At 45.8% G+C, this 15,499-nt stretch carries 15 protein-coding genes and 1 riboswitch; of the genes, 6 read left to right on the top strand and 9 right to left on the bottom strand.

Translation table 11 applies throughout. The features are described from left to right. The first annotated feature begins 9 nt into the window (after positions 1 to 9). The 5 genes from KSZ58_RS01035 (at position 10) to KSZ58_RS01055 (ending at position 4,464) form a co-directional block, all read left to right on the top strand. Positions 10 to 498, top strand: a complete 489-nt coding sequence (locus KSZ58_RS01035; RefSeq protein ID WP_009270236.1) for an RNA polymerase sigma factor — start codon at positions 10 to 12, stop codon at positions 496 to 498. After that, positions 495 to 1,721: a hypothetical protein gene (locus KSZ58_RS01040; RefSeq protein ID WP_009270237.1), complete on the top strand. Its 1,227-nt coding sequence runs from the start codon at positions 495 to 497 to the stop codon at positions 1,719 to 1,721. Before KSZ58_RS01035 ends, KSZ58_RS01040 begins: the two co-directional genes overlap by 4 nt. 198 nt (positions 1,722 to 1,919) lie before the next feature. Next, entirely contained in the window at positions 1,920 to 2,618 is a 699-nt protein-coding gene (locus KSZ58_RS01045) for a 5'-methylthioadenosine/adenosylhomocysteine nucleosidase (protein WP_009270238.1), read from the top strand. Between the two features lie 412 nt (positions 2,619 to 3,030). Further along, positions 3,031 to 3,867, top strand: coding sequence for a hypothetical protein (locus KSZ58_RS01050; RefSeq protein WP_002607045.1), 837 nt, complete (start codon positions 3,031 to 3,033; stop codon positions 3,865 to 3,867). Between the two features lie 75 nt (positions 3,868 to 3,942). After that, positions 3,943 to 4,464 carry an NAD(+) diphosphatase gene (locus KSZ58_RS01055; RefSeq protein ID WP_009270239.1) on the top strand — a complete coding sequence of 174 codons (522 nt, stop codon included), beginning with the start codon at positions 3,943 to 3,945 and terminating at the stop codon, positions 4,462 to 4,464. A gap of 505 nt (positions 4,465 to 4,969) precedes the next feature. Here KSZ58_RS01055 and KSZ58_RS01060 read toward each other — a convergent pair. Both KSZ58_RS01060 and KSZ58_RS01065 read right to left on the bottom strand, forming a co-directional pair. Continuing rightward, positions 4,970 to 5,578: a YigZ family protein gene (locus KSZ58_RS01060; RefSeq protein WP_008818296.1), complete on the bottom strand. Its 609-nt coding sequence runs from the start codon at positions 5,576 to 5,578 to the stop codon at positions 4,970 to 4,972. Positions 5,579 to 5,651: 73 nt separating this feature from the next. Next, positions 5,652 to 7,664 (bottom strand): maltodextrin glycosyltransferase, encoded by a 2,013-nt coding sequence (locus tag KSZ58_RS01065; protein ID WP_161129098.1) that lies wholly within the window; start codon positions 7,662 to 7,664, stop codon positions 5,652 to 5,654. A gap of 131 nt (positions 7,665 to 7,795) precedes the next feature. On the opposite strand from KSZ58_RS01065, the gene KSZ58_RS01070 reads away from it, so the two are divergent. Beyond that, positions 7,796 to 8,983 (top strand): hypothetical protein, encoded by a 1,188-nt coding sequence (locus tag KSZ58_RS01070; protein ID WP_009588104.1) that lies wholly within the window; start codon positions 7,796 to 7,798, stop codon positions 8,981 to 8,983. On the opposite strand, the gene KSZ58_RS01075 is transcribed toward KSZ58_RS01070, so the two are convergent. The 7 genes from KSZ58_RS01075 to lysA form a co-directional block, all read right to left on the bottom strand. Next, entirely contained in the window at positions 8,984 to 9,355 is a 372-nt protein-coding gene (locus KSZ58_RS01075) for a hypothetical protein (RefSeq protein ID WP_008818299.1), read from the bottom strand. Positions 9,356 to 9,671: 316 nt separating this feature from the next. Continuing rightward, positions 9,672 to 10,364 (bottom strand): 2,3,4,5-tetrahydropyridine-2,6-dicarboxylate N-acetyltransferase, encoded by a 693-nt coding sequence (gene dapD, locus KSZ58_RS01080; RefSeq protein WP_008818300.1) that lies wholly within the window; start codon positions 10,362 to 10,364, stop codon positions 9,672 to 9,674. A 9-nt stretch (positions 10,365 to 10,373) separates the two neighbouring features. Continuing rightward, the gene (dapB, locus tag KSZ58_RS01085; RefSeq protein WP_009270240.1) at positions 10,374 to 11,093 is read right to left on the bottom strand and encodes a 4-hydroxy-tetrahydrodipicolinate reductase; all 720 of its coding nucleotides are present in this window, start codon (positions 11,091 to 11,093) and stop codon (positions 10,374 to 10,376) included. Next, complete coding sequence (gene dapA, locus KSZ58_RS01090; RefSeq protein ID WP_008818302.1) at positions 11,087 to 11,968, bottom strand: 4-hydroxy-tetrahydrodipicolinate synthase; 882 nt, start codon at positions 11,966 to 11,968, stop codon at positions 11,087 to 11,089. The genes dapB and dapA overlap by 7 nt, the downstream gene beginning before the upstream one ends. Continuing rightward, positions 11,961 to 12,782 carry a diaminopimelate epimerase gene (gene dapF, locus KSZ58_RS01095; protein ID WP_009270241.1) on the bottom strand — a complete coding sequence of 274 codons (822 nt, stop codon included), beginning with the start codon at positions 12,780 to 12,782 and terminating at the stop codon, positions 11,961 to 11,963. Before dapF ends, dapA begins: the two co-directional genes overlap by 8 nt. Further along, positions 12,779 to 13,978, bottom strand: a complete 1,200-nt coding sequence (locus tag KSZ58_RS01100) for an aspartate kinase (RefSeq protein WP_008818304.1) — start codon at positions 13,976 to 13,978, stop codon at positions 12,779 to 12,781. Before KSZ58_RS01100 ends, dapF begins: the two co-directional genes overlap by 4 nt. Beyond that, positions 13,975 to 15,348, bottom strand: coding sequence for a diaminopimelate decarboxylase (lysA, locus tag KSZ58_RS01105; protein WP_008818305.1), 1,374 nt, complete (start codon positions 15,346 to 15,348; stop codon positions 13,975 to 13,977). The genes KSZ58_RS01100 and lysA overlap by 4 nt, the downstream gene beginning before the upstream one ends. Then, a riboswitch (Lysine riboswitch) is annotated at positions 15,333 to 15,498 on the bottom strand. It overlaps the preceding gene by 16 nt. Between the last annotated feature and the right edge of the window lies 1 nt (position 15,499).

Genomic DNA, 15,499 nt, shown 5'->3' on the forward strand with positions numbered 1-15,499 from the left:
AGAAAACTTATGGATGAAAGGGAACAGCTGTGCGGGGATCTGGATGAGCTGCTGGAGGTTTATGGCGATATGGTGTATCGTGTTGCCCTGCAGAATATGGGGAATATCGCAGATGCGCAGGATGTTGCACAGGACGTCTTTCTGCGTATTCTGAAGAAGAAGCCGCAGTTTACATCAACAACCCATGAAAAGGCATGGATACTACGGGTTACTGTTAACATTTGCAAGGATTACTGGAAATACCAGCGGCTTCGCAAAACGGTGGAGCTGCAGGAAAATCTGGCTAAAGTGAAAGAGAATACAGATTTCGGTTTGCTGTATGAGGTCATGCAGCTGCCTGTAAAGTACCGCAATGTTATTTATTTGTTTTATTATGAGGAGTTGAGCGTTGCTATGATTGCGGATATACTGCAAAGGAAAGAGGCGACGATTCTGACATGGCTGCATCGGGCAAGAAAGCAGCTGAAAAACAAACTGGAAGAGGGTGACAGGCAATGAGAAAATATCGCGAGGAGCTGAATAAGATACATATGAGTGAGGAGCTGAAGCAAAGGATACGTCATGCAGCAGCAAAGCAGGAACATCCACAGCGCCGTCAGAAACAGCAGCTGCGCTTCATCTATGGCTGTACAGCCCTGTGTGTCGTTATTGTTATCTGCTTCAATGTATATGATAGGAATGCACTATCACAGCAGCCGGAAAACGCCGCGCAGATTGCGAACAGCATAGAAAAAAATAAAGCAGCGGATGAAGCTGTACCGGGTACGGTGCAGGAACAGGCAAAGGAAAGTAAAACCGGATCAGCACAGGATCGTGTGATACCAAAGGAAACCTATGAGCCGCAGACAAAGACGTATATGATAGGAGGTATGGGGGTTACGGATAAGGCTTTCATACAAAAGAAAAAAATAAAAGAAATGCCGTATGAGAAGGATCGCCTGGATATACAAAGCACCCTACCTGTTTTCAGAAAACAGTATGGTAATGGAGCGAATTTGGACTCTATCCCGGAAAAAGAAATGCAGAAGCATAAAAAGAAAGCGGAAGAGCTGTTTCAGACAATAAAGAAAAAAACATCGAAAATACTTAACATCACAGATATTATGGCAGATGGAAACGGGGAATTGCGCCTGATTTTGCATACAGATAAGAAGGAAGGTACAAGAACACAGCAGCAAAAGATTGCAGAAGAGCTGATAAAGACATATCCTGAGCTGTTCTCCTTTCAAAGAGGAGATATTCAAACGAGCTGTAATATCAGTATGGGAAATGGAACAATGATTTGCGAAACGGAAATCTTTCAGGCAGAGGATGATGATAAAAAGAGCCTGCTGTATCAGGTAAAAGAGGGTGCCACACTAACAAATGCGGGAGATGGTGTATATTATCTGAGTTTTCCATATGATAAAAATTTGGAGCAGCTGCAGGATTTTACTATCATGAGCAGGAAAGAGGCAGAACAGGTAATGCGTCAGGGAGGGTTTTACAGCACGCTGGAGCCTTCTGAATTTTCTATTGGTGAACTTGAATTTTTACATGTGGAGCTGTCCTATGGCGGAAGAAAGGAAGGATATGTCTCTTATCTGCCATATGTTATACCGGTGTATCGCTTTTATACATGGGATGCAGGAACATCAAAGACGGTTTTATTGGAAGTACCGGCCCTATATCCACAGGATTTACGTACGTTAGAGGACAATCACTGGTATTTTAAGGATTGATAATATAAAAAGCAGACTGGTTTGGAATACACAGAGATAAGGAACAGGACTGCATGAAAAGGGATACGAAAACAAAGCATGGGGAAGGAAGCTGAAGGAAAGAATAGCGTGAAAGAAACTCTGATAAAATAAACAATTTAAAATAATTTACATGTGATATTTGTATCCGAATAAGAAAGCGGAGAAATGGAGTCATATATGAAAAAAATTGGAATACTGTGTGCCGGTGATACAGAGCTGGCGGCATTTTTACCATATGTAAAGGAGACTGAAGTGATCGAGAAAGCGATGCTCGTCTTTCATTGCGGAAACATTGATCGTGTGGAAGTGGTCCTTTTATACAGCGGTGTCTGTAAGGTGAATGCGGCAATTGCGGCACAGCTGCTGATTGACTGCTTTGCAGTGGACTGTATCATTAACGCAGGTACTGCAGGGGGCATACAGGAACAAGTGCAGCTTTTTGATACCGTGATTTCCGAGAGAATCGCCTATCATGATGTGGCGGATGATATTCTGACAGAGTTTCATCCCTGGATGGACAGTGTGTATTTTTATGCAGATGAAAACCTACTGCAGTCTGCGAAAGCCTACAGCAATACAACAAAGCGGGTGATTTTATTTGGAACAATGGTAAGCGGTGAGCAGTTTGTGACAGAGGAAAACAGAGAACAGATTTTGACTGGTTTTACCCCGTTATGCACCGATATGGAAACAGCAGCTGTTGCCCATGTCTGTTATGTGAACAAGCTTCCCTTTCTGGCCATACGCACGATAACCGATACGGCGGAGCACAAAGGAATCGGGGAATTTGAGAAAAACTGTGCTGCGGCCTCCGCGATATCGGCAGAAATCGTTTGCGCTCTGCTTCCCAGCTTTTGCGGGCAATTACATAATTAGAATGGACGGATATCCGTCTTTTTCTTTTCAGGCGGTATGCACATGATTGGCAGAAAAGTATTTCTTATGTGCTTTACAGTCTGTTTTCTTATGGAATCCGAAGATCCCTTCCTGTTTACATATACCTTGCCATTTGTAAGCATATGCAAAATATAGGCAGTAATCCCCCTGTTCTGGATGGATTGCGGAAGAAATATGAGAAGAAAACGACCAATTATGGAAAAATATGTTGAAAAATTCTCAAAAGGTTGTAAAATTAAGTTAGGAATCCCCTTACATTTTTAAGAAATAGGAATAATTCGGCAGATAAACATCATATACTGGTTATGAAGGTGAATCTGTATCCATATAGACATACATAGTTCATTTTATCTTCAAATGTAAAATACGACAGGGAAAGGAGGAGAGAACTATGGCTATTTATGATATTTTATGTGAAGTAAAAGACGTAAGAGAAGCAGATACCGGTATCTGTGAATTCAATGGTTTCCTAGAAGATTATCTTTCCATCATAGAAACAGCAGAAGGAAAAGAGGACGACTACACTATCCTTTCGCAGCTCTTTGAAAAGGATCATAATCTGAAAATTTGTGCAAATCTGAGGCTGAACATCAACAAGGATGCGATTGCCAATCAGATTATACGCTACAAGGATTCATTTAAACTGCCGAAGGGAACAATCAAATGTCCGTATGTTGTATATGGAAGCTTTGATGAACACCAGAAGGCGATTATTCTTACATTGGGAGATAAAGAGGAATATGTGATGGCAAAGGCGCTGTATTATGTCATGAGCGAACCGGAGAATGAATATGAAGGAACGCGGAATGAGATTATCGCCTTAAGTGTAAACAAGGAAAGTGTCGATACCCTGCTGGATACGGTGGAAAGCTTTTTCGAGAGAAACCGCAAGGCTGGTATTGTACAAAGAGAGCTTGATGCAAAGCTGTTCCTGAACTATGATGAAATGTATGAACTTGCTCAGAAGATCGCGAGCTACCAGCTGGTAAATCTGAGAGACATTCTTGCGAAATGCGATGATAAGGAAGAATGTATTAACAACATCATCGCAAACTGGTTCCTGCTGAAAAAATTCTCCTATGTGCAGTACATGATGGATAAGAACAATCTGAACAGGGTGCATGAAGGAAATGTCAAGAAGCAGCGTCAGGTGGCAAAGGAGAAATGTGATGCCATTGGCTTTGTTTCCTACAGCGAGCTTTGGAAGCTGGTAAAAGAACTGAGATAAGAAACCGAGAGGTTTCTTTCTTTTGCATGTCAAACATAAACAGGCGTATAATAGATATGATTGTGAGGTGACGTTATGAAATATTGTTATGAATGCGGAGAGAAGCTGCATATGAAGGAGCTGGAGCATGAGGGAATGGTTCCCTTTTGTGAATCATGCCGTGCATATCGCTTTCCTATTTTCAGTACAGCGATTTCCATGGTGACACTGAATCCGAAGCGGGATAAAATTCTGATGATACAGCAGTATGGAAAGCCTAATAATATACTGGTCGCAGGCTACGTCAATAAGGAAGAGTGTGCAGAGGATGCCATGATTAGGGAGATGCAGGAGGAGATTGGAAGAAAGGTGCTGGAATACCGTTTTCTGCGCAGTGAGTATTTTCCGAAAACCAACACATTGATATTCAATTTTGCTGTGGTTATTGACAGTGAATGCCTGGAGAATGTAAGTACATGGGAAGTGGACCGGGCTGCCTGGTTTACCTTTGATGAGGCAAGGGCTTCGGTAAAGCCGGCTTCTCTGGCACAGCGCTTTCTGTTGAATTTCCTTTCGGTTTATGAACAGGATACAGAGCATTTCTTTTCCCATCATTGAATCGTATAGGAAGAGGAGGATAGCTCCTTCTTTTTTATATATATTGCTTTATCCCGTACAGCATTTCAGGAGATACGATAAAAAAGCAGAAATCAATGATGACTCCTGCTATTTTGGCTGTTATTGCTTTGGAATAATCTGCATGCGCCTGCACATGTAGGACCGTCAAAGCTGAAAATCTTCTCATTCATCACCGTATGTTCCTTGGACTTCTTATACTGGGAACCTATCGGCATAGAAAGGATAAAAGTACAGGTGACCACTGCTTCTATAGCTTCCTGTAAAAATACTGTCATGTTCTTCAAATAGCATTGAGCGAATTTTACACTCCTGTTTCATGCGGGAATCAAGCTTGAAATCTGAGTTTGCAGAGAGTTATTAAATTCTTTGCTCATGCAGGATAGAAATCTCTGTGTCCATTTCTTCTTCAATATAACCGTATACCCTTTAAGTCACAGCATCGATCCTTCCAACAATCATCACAAGATATCAGACGGCGACAGCATTAGACTTCCACATCAACGATGCGTTCCTCTATAAATTCCGGCAGAAAGCGCCCGTTTGTAATCTCTGCTATATCCGCATCCAGAGGCTCTTTGCACATCCAGAGATAGGTAACCTGTTCTCCGTAATCCTTATCTAAAACAGCAACCTCATTTTGCCGGAAATAGTGATCCAGCTTTCCAATCAGCTCATAGCTGAAGGTCATGTAATACACCAGGCGTTTTTGCTTCTGTGTAATGACGGCTTGATCCAGTGCATTGGATACACTTTTTGAGTAGGCACGAATCAGTCCTCCGGCTCCCAGCTTAATACCGCCAAAATAGCGGACGGTTACCGCAACGGTATCCTGCATCTGACGGTTTGCCAGACATTCCAGCATGGGGACACCGGCTGTCCCCTGCGGCTCCCCGTCGTCATTGCTTCGCTGCAGCTCATTCTGTTCTCCGATGATAAAGGCATAGCAGTGATGCCTTGCGTTTGGATGAAGCTTTTTGATTTGCTGTATAAACTCCTTGGCATCCGCTTCGGAAAAGCTTTTATGCAGATAACAGAGAAATCTGCTTTTTTTGATTTCCAGTTCTGCCATGGTATCTTCTTTTAATCTGTACATACGATCACCTATGCTTATTATAACGGATAAAGGAGCGAAAGAAAAGCCGGTTTGAAGAAACAAACGTTTCTAGTCATTCCGGCTTTAATTCTATAAACTTTACCTCTCCCGGATCAAATTCCAGTGGTATATTCTGGAAGCTGTCCATCATGATATCATGAGTAAACGGGTCTTTTGTAGAAAAAATCTGTTGCAGGGAGGCCAGGGTAAACGGCAGCTCGCAGATCATGTTTTCCGTATGTATGTGCAACAGTACACTGTCATGCACGTTGGTATTGCATACAACAAGCAATGCCCTGTCTTCCATTATGTATGTAAATCCAATACCGTAATCTCTTGGAGAGTCAAACCATACGGGAATACAGGCATTCGGATCCGTAACAGCTTCTTCATAGGCTTTCCGGATAGCGCTTGTCTTCTCAAGCAAGGCAGGAAGCACCGGAAGATTCGGATTGCGGTAATCAAACCAATATTCATCCAGATATGCCTGTCTGCGATGCCGGGGATCTTCTTTAGGCAATGCGTTCAGATATTTGGAATCGCCGTATTCACTCAGCTGCATCGGCTGCACCTCAAAGGACTCCACACCATTCATCATAAACGGAATTCCATTTGGCAGAAACTGATTCATCACCGTCAGCATAATCGCAGCGGTATTACCCTCCACACTGGCGATACGGCGGGAATCATAGGACTCACAGGCCGCAAACATCAAACAGGCATTTCCCTTCAGCCGATAGCTGAAGCTGTGAAATTTAAAATTCCATACATCACTTTCTTCATAGGCTCCGCTGCCGGATATGGCATCATAGCCTTTACTCAGCCATAACGGACTGTTGTCACTCACCGTATCCTCGGCAATCATGACAAAGGATTTCCTCTGCTTTCTTGCTGCTTTGGCCATAGCCCTTTGCAGCTTTTCCGGAAGCAGATACGGCTTTTCCAGAAAGATGCCGTCTATACCAAGCTCCTGCTGATACCAGCAGATATTTTCACACAGGTAATCCCACAGCGCTGTCATCGGCTTTCTCGCCGGATGGAGGTCATAGCGGATGATATCCTGCATCAGGTATGGCTTGGCCTGTGCTCTGATATCCCTGGGGACCTGAGCGTGAATATCCTCATACATGCGCCATATGGTCGTATCCTGCTCGGCAGGGATAGCGGCATTGATCTGATCCACCATGGATGGGGCAATTGTTGTATGCAGGTCCAGCTCGATTTCTCTTAAGCTTTCAAACTCATGCAAACCGTCGGGAGCCTCCTGAAACAGGGCAATATGCTGCTGCACATCCTCACTTCGGTAAAAATCCTTCAGGGCATAGGTGAAGGGAAGGGTATTCTGGGGCAGTGCATTGCAGCGCGGCGGGTGATAAGCGTTTTGCTGATTGCTGTCAAACCAGAAAAACCATTCCGGATGTTCCTTATAATAGCTGTTCTCTCTTGCCAGCTTGCCGGGACAGTATTCCAGAATCACACGAAATCCCAGCAGGTGACAGGCCTCCAGAAAGGCAGCGCATTGTTCTTTGGCATCCAGCTTTTTGACCAGCTTGTCCTGCAGCAGCGGATCAATGCTGCGAAAGTCTGTGACGGCCTCCTTGACCGGATAATCATGCGCATTCTGCGTTTTGCAAAGCGGAAAAATCTGATGCAGCAGCAGAGTGTTGACGCCCATGCGCCTCAACAGAGGAAGCAGCAGGATGCTTTTCAGAAAGGTTCCGTTATCGTTGAGATGGTAAAGATTGTCACTCACCAGACGGTCGTCGCGATCATGATCCCAGGCGGTTGCTGTGCGAACCATGAGAGAATACACACTGGCATGCTTTAGCCAGTCTCTTTTATCAGAGGGTTTCTCTTTCGTAAGCTGCGGCTGTTTCCAGTTTCCATCCGCATCCTTCAGGATATTGCGCAGGGTGAAAAGATAAAATTCATACGGATGTACAAGCAGCTCTCTGCTGCGAATGCTCTTGGCCGGACGGTATCCATACAGATTCCAGGACTGTGGAATTGCATAATTGTAAATTTCCTTTGCATGGCTTCTGCACTGCTTTTCCAGCTCCTCATATAAGCGTTTTAAATAATTCATGTGAAAACCCCCTTATACGTATAGTATTCTATACGTGGCGAAAAATGTCAATCGTTAATTGAGAAAAGAAAGCGATTTCGACACTTTTTTCAGTGTATTATTTTTATACTTGCATCACGAGGAGGATGCATATGAAGAAGCTTTTATTGTGCATACCGGTGCTGCTGATGCAGGGCTGCAGTGGCGCTGCTTCACAGCCTGCGGATATCCATATGAAGGAGGACCGCTATGAAATTGAACAGGGAGCGCAGCTGGATATTTATCTGCCGGATGAGGGCTTGTCCTGTGCTCTGGAAGCACTCTGGAATAAGACCTATCCCGCATATCGCAATGCACTGCATTTTTCACAGGAGGATAAATCCCTGCAAACTCATGATCTGGTGTGGGGCAAGGATACGGATGCATGGAATGAAACAGCCCATGCTTATCCGCTTACCGGTATTAAGCAGCATCTGGAATATCCCTGGCCCGCCCAGCTTGAGCGAACAGCTATAAAGGACAGCTTCTTTCCTGTGAGCGGAAAAGGACTGGTCTTTGTTTATAATACATATACCGCGAAGCAGCGGGGACTGACAGCGGGTGATTTTGATGATTTCAAAAGCCTTGCAGGAAAAAAGGATGTATATTATCAGAATCGCACGCTTGCTTATACCATACCGTTTTTCTTTGACCGTGAGGATGATGAGGATGCGGCAGTATCGATGAAAACCGTTGTACAATCGTCGTTATTTAAAGAACGGCTGCACCGATACCGCAGCTTCCATACGGCTTTGGATCTGCATGATGATACACTGGATGATGAAGCCTTTTATGAGGACGGACGCTATGTGAGTGGCCTCATTATGAACGATACAAACTTTGACAGCTCAACGGCATATGCAGATATGCATCTCCAGTTTACGGCGATGCCGTCCTATGACGATACATCCCTTCGTCCCATGCTGGATGTATACGGCTTTACGGCCAGTCAGAAGACACGCTATCCCAATGCTGTCTTTGCCTTTTTACAGCTGGTACGCTCACAGGAGGGCATAAACACCTTGCTGGAGAATAATCTGCGTCCGCTGGTACAGCGAGAGGATGTGGAAAAGCTTGGAATCTATGATGCCTATGTGAAGCAGATTTTGTGTGCAATGAACGATTCGCAGCTGCGAAATACTTCTTATATAAAGGAAAAATCGTCGATTACATTGCTGGATCTGTACAAGAACAGTAATCTGCTTTCCCTGCTTCAAAACAGCCTGTATACAAAAGAAAATGACTCTCACGTACAGAAAGCCATTCATCAGGATATTACACACTGGATACTGACACAGTAATCAGTGTGTTTTTTTGTTTGCTTTGCGGATATACAGAAGCAGGATCAGCGGCAAAACGGCAGGAATCAGACTGTAGATACCGGCTGTGGTATCGTGCAGAAAGAAATAGACACAGCATACCACAGAAAACAAAATCCCCCAGATACAGCTGATTTGAAGGGTGGCATAGGTATCCTTTGTATGAACAAACAGGAAGGATTTTTTATAGTGCTCGCGATACTCCGCACTGCTTGTATATTTATGATAATGCGATACGGTATACCCCACAGCCACGATGACTAAAACCATGACGGAATTAAGGTGGTAATATACACTGATGATATATAGCGGCAGATACCACAACAGCTCCAGCCAGGATAATGAACGTTTCATAACATACCTCCGGATTACCCGATTATTATAACACAGTTCCAGCAGGGTATCTATGCTCAGACAGCATCTTGCAGATACACTGATGGGAGTCATTCCACTGAGACCTTTCATTGTGCAAAGCGTATTATCGGATGTACTGTTTTCACAAGTAATTTATTTATGATAATGCTTAATAGAGTTTTGTGATGCATGTATTCAAATAGAATCAGCGTTGTTGTATCTAAGCTGTGCTGCCTATACGAAGGGATATTGACCGGATGCCACGAACAGCTGAAAAAAACGGGTCATGCTTCGATCCGCTTTTCTCATTTAGATTCTACAAACTGCGCAATGCGTCAACCAGCTCGGTTTTCTCTGTGGCTTTTGCATCCTTTTCCTTGATGACGCGAGCCGGGCATCCTGCGACCACACTGTTGGCAGGAACATCCTCAATGACCACAGCACCTGCCGCAACCACGGCATTTTTTCCAATATGCACTCCCTCGATCACTACGGCATTTGCACCGATCAATACATCATCCTCCACAATGACAGGAGTTGCACTTGCCGGTTCGATAACCCCCGCAAGAACGGCTCCTGCACCGATGTGACAATGCTTTCCAACGGTCGCTCTGCCGCCCAGAACAGCGCCCATATCAATCATGGTACCTTCTCCGATGATAGCGCCGATATTGATAATAGCACCCATCATGATAACGGCATTGTCACCGATTTCCACCTGATCTCGAATGACTGCCCCTGGCTCGATCCGTGCATTGATATATTTTTTATCCAGCAGCGGCACAGCGGAATTGCGGCAGTCGTTTTCCACAACCATATCCTCAATGCTTTCCGCATTCTCCTTCAGGATTGGCTCAATGACCTTCCAGTCACCGAATATGACCCTGCTGTCGATCCCGAATACCTTACAGTCCGGAAAAGCAACCGGCTTTTTTTCCTTCAGATACACCTTTACCGGTGTCTTTTTTTCTGCGTTTTGTATAAATGCGATAATTTCCTTTGCGTCCATGGCTCCTCCTTATGCGAACAGAATATCCTTCATGGTATACATACCCGGCTTCTGTGTAACGGCAAAGCGTGCAGCGCGCAATGCCCCATTCACAAAAATTTTACGGCTGTTGGCAGTGTGCTTGATTTCGAAGATTTCATCATCTCCGAAAAAGTAAACATCATGCTCCCCTGCAACTGTGCCGCCGCGCACGGCGTGTATACCGATTTCCTTCTGTCGTTTCCCTACAAAACCGTTCCTTCCGTGTACCTCCCGGTATGTATGCTCCCTGTTCATGGCAGCTACCAGCATTTTGGCGGTACCGCTTGGCGCGTCCTGCTTCTGGTTATGGTGCTTTTCCACAACCTCCATATCAAAGCTTTCCTCCAGCATCGGTGTAATCATTTGCAGAACCTCCTGAAAAACTGCGATTCCAAGAGAGAAATTTGCCTGAAATACAACCGGTGCCACACTGCTCAGCTCTTCCACCTGGCGCTTCTGAATATCATTATGCCCGGTGGTGCCGCAGATATAGGCACATGCATGCTCCAGTACAAACGGCTTGATCCAGGTCAGATTGTCCGGATGAGAAAAGTCAATGATGATATTCACATGCTCCTGCAGGGTGGATACATCCGGATGATTGGTACCGTCGGCAATCATAACGACCTTCATATCGTCGCTCTGCTCAATGGTTTCCACAATCATTTTACCCATTTTCCCATAGCCTGCAACAAGTACATTTAACATAGACCGGCCTCTTTCATTTCATGTAACAGTGCCTTGCGGTGCGTTTCCTCCATTTCACACAACGGAAGACGGTATCCGCCGACAGCCTTGCCCATCATGTTCAGGGCTTCCTTGACAGGAATCGGATTGACCTCGATAAACAGGGCGTGAATCAGATCAAGATAGTGTAACTGTGTCGCTAGCGCCGCCTCTGTATTCCCGTTCAGGTAATTGTGCACCATTTCATGTACTTCCTTCGGCATGATATTTGCCCATACGGAAATGACGCCGCTGCCGCCAAGCGATAACAGGGGAATGACCATATCATCATTTCCACTAAACATAACGAAATCATCACTCAGATACCGTGCAATGGCTGCGGCATACGCGATGTTTCCGCTTGCTTCCTTGATACCGCAGATGTTAGGGTGTTTGCTTAACACTTTGACTGCTTCCTCGCTGATACTGCATCCGGTTCTGCCCGGCACATTATAGAGAATGATCGGTTTGTCCACAGCATCCGCCACGGCAGTAAAATGGGCAATCATCCCCTGTGCATTTGCCTTGTTGTAGTAGGGAGAAATCACAAGCAGTGCATCGGCTCCCATAGCGGCATATTTCTTGCTCTTATCGACGGCAGTTTCCGTACAGTTGGAGCCGCTGCCGACAATTACAGGGATTCTTCCTTTGATTGTCTGCAGGGTGCATTCCACGACCGCATCATCCTCTTCGTGCGTCATGGTGCTGGATTCACCGGTTGTACCCAGAACCAGAATACCATCCGTTCCGTTTTCCACATGCCATTCCAGAATTTCCTTCAGCTTATCAAAATTCACACTTCCATCCTCATGAAACGGAGTTACCAGAGCGACAATACTTCCTTTAACATTAAACATATGCAACTTCTCCTTTCAGGATCCTTTCGGCAGGACCAAACATGTGGACGTGCTGCTGATCATCGATATCAATATGCAGCTCTCCACGCTTTAATATAATTTTCAGATTTGCGGCACAGCCCTTTTTCTCGTGGGCGATGCGTGCTGCGGCACAGGCACCGGTTCCACATGCCAGCGTCATACCGACACCCCGCTCATACGTTACCATCTGCAGGGTATGCGCATCCACGATTTGCACAAAGTTGACATTTGTCTGTTCTCTGTACAGGGTATGGTGACAGATTGCATGCCCGATCTCATTATAATCAAAGGCAAAGGCATCGGATACAAACACAACAGTATGCACGGTGGACATAAAGAAGCTGTAGACCGTTACGCTTTTATCACCGACAGGCAGCTCATATCCCATGACAGGCTCCTTCAGCGCGTCCACCTGAATGCTTTTGGGTTCGTCATCCCAGGTCCCCATATCAATACGGACCTGAAACGGATCCAGAGACACCCGTGTCACATGCTTGACCCCCGCCAGTGTTTCCACATCATATTCCTCTGCGGTTTCAATTCCCTCATCATAACAGTATTTCGCAAAGCAGCGAATTCCGTTTCCGCACATTGGTGCGCGGGAGCCGTCCGCATTGTAGAATACCATCTCCAGCGGCTTCTGCTTCACCAGAATGCAGCCGTCTGCACCGATTCCCGTATGCCGGTCACAGACATGTTTGACAAAATCTTCAATATTCTTATGCTTTAACAGCTCCCAGTCGGTAATGATAAAATCATTTCCACAGCCGTGATATTTGGTTACCGGAATCATAGGTCAAAGGCCTTTCCAAGCACCTCAACTGCCTTCAGCTTATCCTTTTCCTCGATCGTCAGGGAGATGGAAATCTCACTGGAGGTGATCTGGTAATAGCGGATATTGTGATCGCTGAGTGTCGTCAGAACCTTTGCGGCAATACCACTGTGTGTGGAGATACCGACGCCGACAATCGACAGCTTCACAAACCCAAGCAGACGGGAGATCGGGTAGCGGGAATGCAGCTTATCAATATTTTTCAGTATCACATCCGACTGCTGTTTATTACAGTAAAAGGCAAAATTGACCTTGCCGTCATGGGTTAGCTGCTGGGATATGGTATCCAGATTGATATCCAGCTGTGATATCATCGCAAACAGCGAGTTCAGAAATTTTCCGTCATTGGGCAGATCGTTTACCCTCATAATTGCATAATCTTCCTTGATGCTGATTCCTGTAATCGGCATATCTTCGAGATGCTTCGTTTTTTCCATAATATACGTTCCTTTGTCTAAATTCTCTTCCAGTGCCCTTCCCAGATACAGACGGACACCGTACTTGCTGGCAAGCTCGACGCTTCTTGTTTCCAGTACCCCGGCACCGAGACACGCCATCTGCATCATTTCATTATATGTGATTTCGTGCAAACGTTTCGCATGCGGGTACATTCTGGGGTCAATGGTATACACGCCGTTGACATCGGTAAAGATATGGCACTCCCAGCCCAGCTTGGCCGCAAGTGCAACGGCGGTGGTATCGCTTCCTCCGCGCCCCAGTGTCGTGATGTCACCGACCTCGTTCGCTCCCTGAAAGCCCGCAACCACGACAACCTTGTCATCCTCCAGATGCTGCTTCAGCCGCGTAATGTCAATATCCATGATGCGGGCATGGGAATGGTGATCGCTTGTTATGAAACCGCACTGGTATCCGGTCAGGGATACCGCCGGTACGCCCAGCGCATCAATGGCCATTGCAAGCAGGGTGATGGTTCTCTGCTCACCGGTGGAAAGCAGGGAATCCAGCTCCCGCTCATTGACATGTTCACCAATTTCCTTTGCCATGGCAATCAGCTTGTTGGTTGTCTTTCCCATGGCACTTGCCACAATGACCACCTGATCCCCCTGTGCCTTCAGCTTCGCCGCATGTGCTGCGACTGCTTTAATCTGTGCAATCGTACCGACGCTTGTTCCTCCATACTTCTCTACAACATTCATACCTTGATTTCCTCATCACATTCCAGCTTGCACATATCCTCATATGTTTCACGTTTTACCACAAAGCGCACCTTACCATCCTTTACAAACACAACAGCAGGTCTGCCCAGACGGTTGTAATTGCTTGCCATACTGTAGCCGTAGGCACCGGTTGTATACAAGATTAACAGATCGTTTGTCTGTGCGCGCGGCAGCCGGACGTTTTCCACCAGAATATCTCCGGACTCACAGCATTTTCCGGCAACGGTCACCGTTTCACTTTTTTCCTCGTCCATACGGTTCGCAATATCACATGCATAGGCTGCCTGATACAATGCCGGACGGATATTGTCCGACATACCGCCATCCACAAAAATATACTTTTTGTTTTCCGTCTGCTTCTGATACCCGATGCGGTACAAGGTGGAGCCTGCCTCCGCAACAATGCTTCGTCCCGGTTCAATCATCAGTTTTTCCAACGGCAGCTGATAACGGTCACGCTCCCATTTGCAGGTATCCAGAATTGTCTGGCACACTTCCTGAAGCGGAATCGGGTGATCCTCACTCGTATAGTAAGCCGCAAAGCCGCCTCCCAGATTTAATGCTTTCGTGGTGATGCCGTATGCCTTTTGCATATCGTCCACGAATTTCATCAGTGTCTGAATTTCCGCCACATAGGCATCCTTATCAAAAATCTGAGATCCGATATGGGAGTGGAAGCCTTCAAAGGCAATATTGGGAATACTCGTCAGTGTCTGAATCATATCGCGGATATCCTCCATACGACTGATGGAGATACCGAACTTGCTGTCCAGATGTGCCGTTACAATATATTTATGGGTATGTGCCTCAACGCCCGGATTCACGCGAATCAGTGTACGAACGGTGGTGCCGACACGCTGTGCCGCTTTTACCAGCAGCTCGCATTCCATGGCATTATCGACAACGATGCACCCGACGCCAGCTTCCAGTGCCATAATCAGCTCATCCCATGTTTTATTATTGCCGTGAAAGTAGATCTTTTCCATTGGGAAGCCGGACTGCATGGCGGTATATAACTCACCGCCGCTGACAACATCCAGACACAGACCGTGGATTGCCGCCATCTGAACGATTGCCTTACAGGAGAACGCCTTGGATGCATACAGAACCTCGGTATCAAAATTCTCACTTTGAAACAGCTCGTGAAACTGGCTCATTTTCTGTGTGATTTTGTTCTCATCATACACATATAGCGGAGTACCGCAGGCATTCGCCAGCTGTTCTACGGAAACTCCGGATATTTCCAACACTTTTTTACTCATTTCCATCACCTCATTAAAAAATGCCAGCAGGGGACGCGTACCCTTACTGACATTGTAGTTCACCTTATGACAATAATGATAGCACATCTACTGATGGTAGACAGTCTTATGGATCTTCTCCATAAGCCCACCACAACCCTATGCCTAAGGCTGCAGTTCGGCGGAATTGCTGAAACCAGCTGTCAGGTGTCTGCCGACTCCAGCTGATGTAGTCGCTCCCGCGCCTCTATCTATTTTT

It is taken from the genome of Erysipelatoclostridium sp. DFI.2.3 (assembly GCF_019132535.1).
Classification (GTDB): domain Bacteria; phylum Bacillota_I; class Bacilli_A; order Erysipelotrichales; family Erysipelotrichaceae; genus Clostridium_AQ; species Clostridium_AQ innocuum.

Bases quoted from the DNA above. Each gene is read 5' to 3' on its own strand.
- KSZ58_RS01035 (WP_009270236.1), top strand. From the start codon at position 10: ATGGATGAAAGGGAACAGCTGTGCGGGGATCTGGATGAGCTGCTGGAG.
- KSZ58_RS01040 (WP_009270237.1), top strand. From the start codon at position 495: ATGAGAAAATATCGCGAGGAGCTGAATAAGATACATATGAGTGAGGAG.
- KSZ58_RS01045 (WP_009270238.1), top strand. From the start codon at position 1,920: ATGAAAAAAATTGGAATACTGTGTGCCGGTGATACAGAGCTGGCGGCA.
- KSZ58_RS01050 (WP_002607045.1), top strand. From the start codon at position 3,031: ATGGCTATTTATGATATTTTATGTGAAGTAAAAGACGTAAGAGAAGCA.
- KSZ58_RS01055 (WP_009270239.1), top strand. From the start codon at position 3,943: ATGAAATATTGTTATGAATGCGGAGAGAAGCTGCATATGAAGGAGCTG.
- KSZ58_RS01060 (WP_008818296.1), bottom strand. From the start codon at position 5,578: ATGTACAGATTAAAAGAAGATACCATGGCAGAACTGGAAATCAAAAAA.
- KSZ58_RS01065 (WP_161129098.1), bottom strand. From the start codon at position 7,664: ATGAATTATTTAAAACGCTTATATGAGGAGCTGGAAAAGCAGTGCAGA.
- KSZ58_RS01070 (WP_009588104.1), top strand. From the start codon at position 7,796: ATGAAGAAGCTTTTATTGTGCATACCGGTGCTGCTGATGCAGGGCTGC.
- KSZ58_RS01075 (WP_008818299.1), bottom strand. From the start codon at position 9,355: ATGAAACGTTCATTATCCTGGCTGGAGCTGTTGTGGTATCTGCCGCTA.
- dapD (WP_008818300.1), bottom strand. From the start codon at position 10,364: ATGGACGCAAAGGAAATTATCGCATTTATACAAAACGCAGAAAAAAAG.
- dapB (WP_009270240.1), bottom strand. From the start codon at position 11,093: ATGTTAAATGTACTTGTTGCAGGCTATGGGAAAATGGGTAAAATGATT.
- dapA (WP_008818302.1), bottom strand. From the start codon at position 11,968: ATGTTTAATGTTAAAGGAAGTATTGTCGCTCTGGTAACTCCGTTTCAT.
- dapF (WP_009270241.1), bottom strand. From the start codon at position 12,782: ATGATTCCGGTAACCAAATATCACGGCTGTGGAAATGATTTTATCATT.
- KSZ58_RS01100 (WP_008818304.1), bottom strand. From the start codon at position 13,978: ATGAATGTTGTAGAGAAGTATGGAGGAACAAGCGTCGGTACGATTGCA.
- lysA (WP_008818305.1), bottom strand. From the start codon at position 15,348: ATGTGCTATCATTATTGTCATAAGGTGAACTACAATGTCAGTAAGGGT.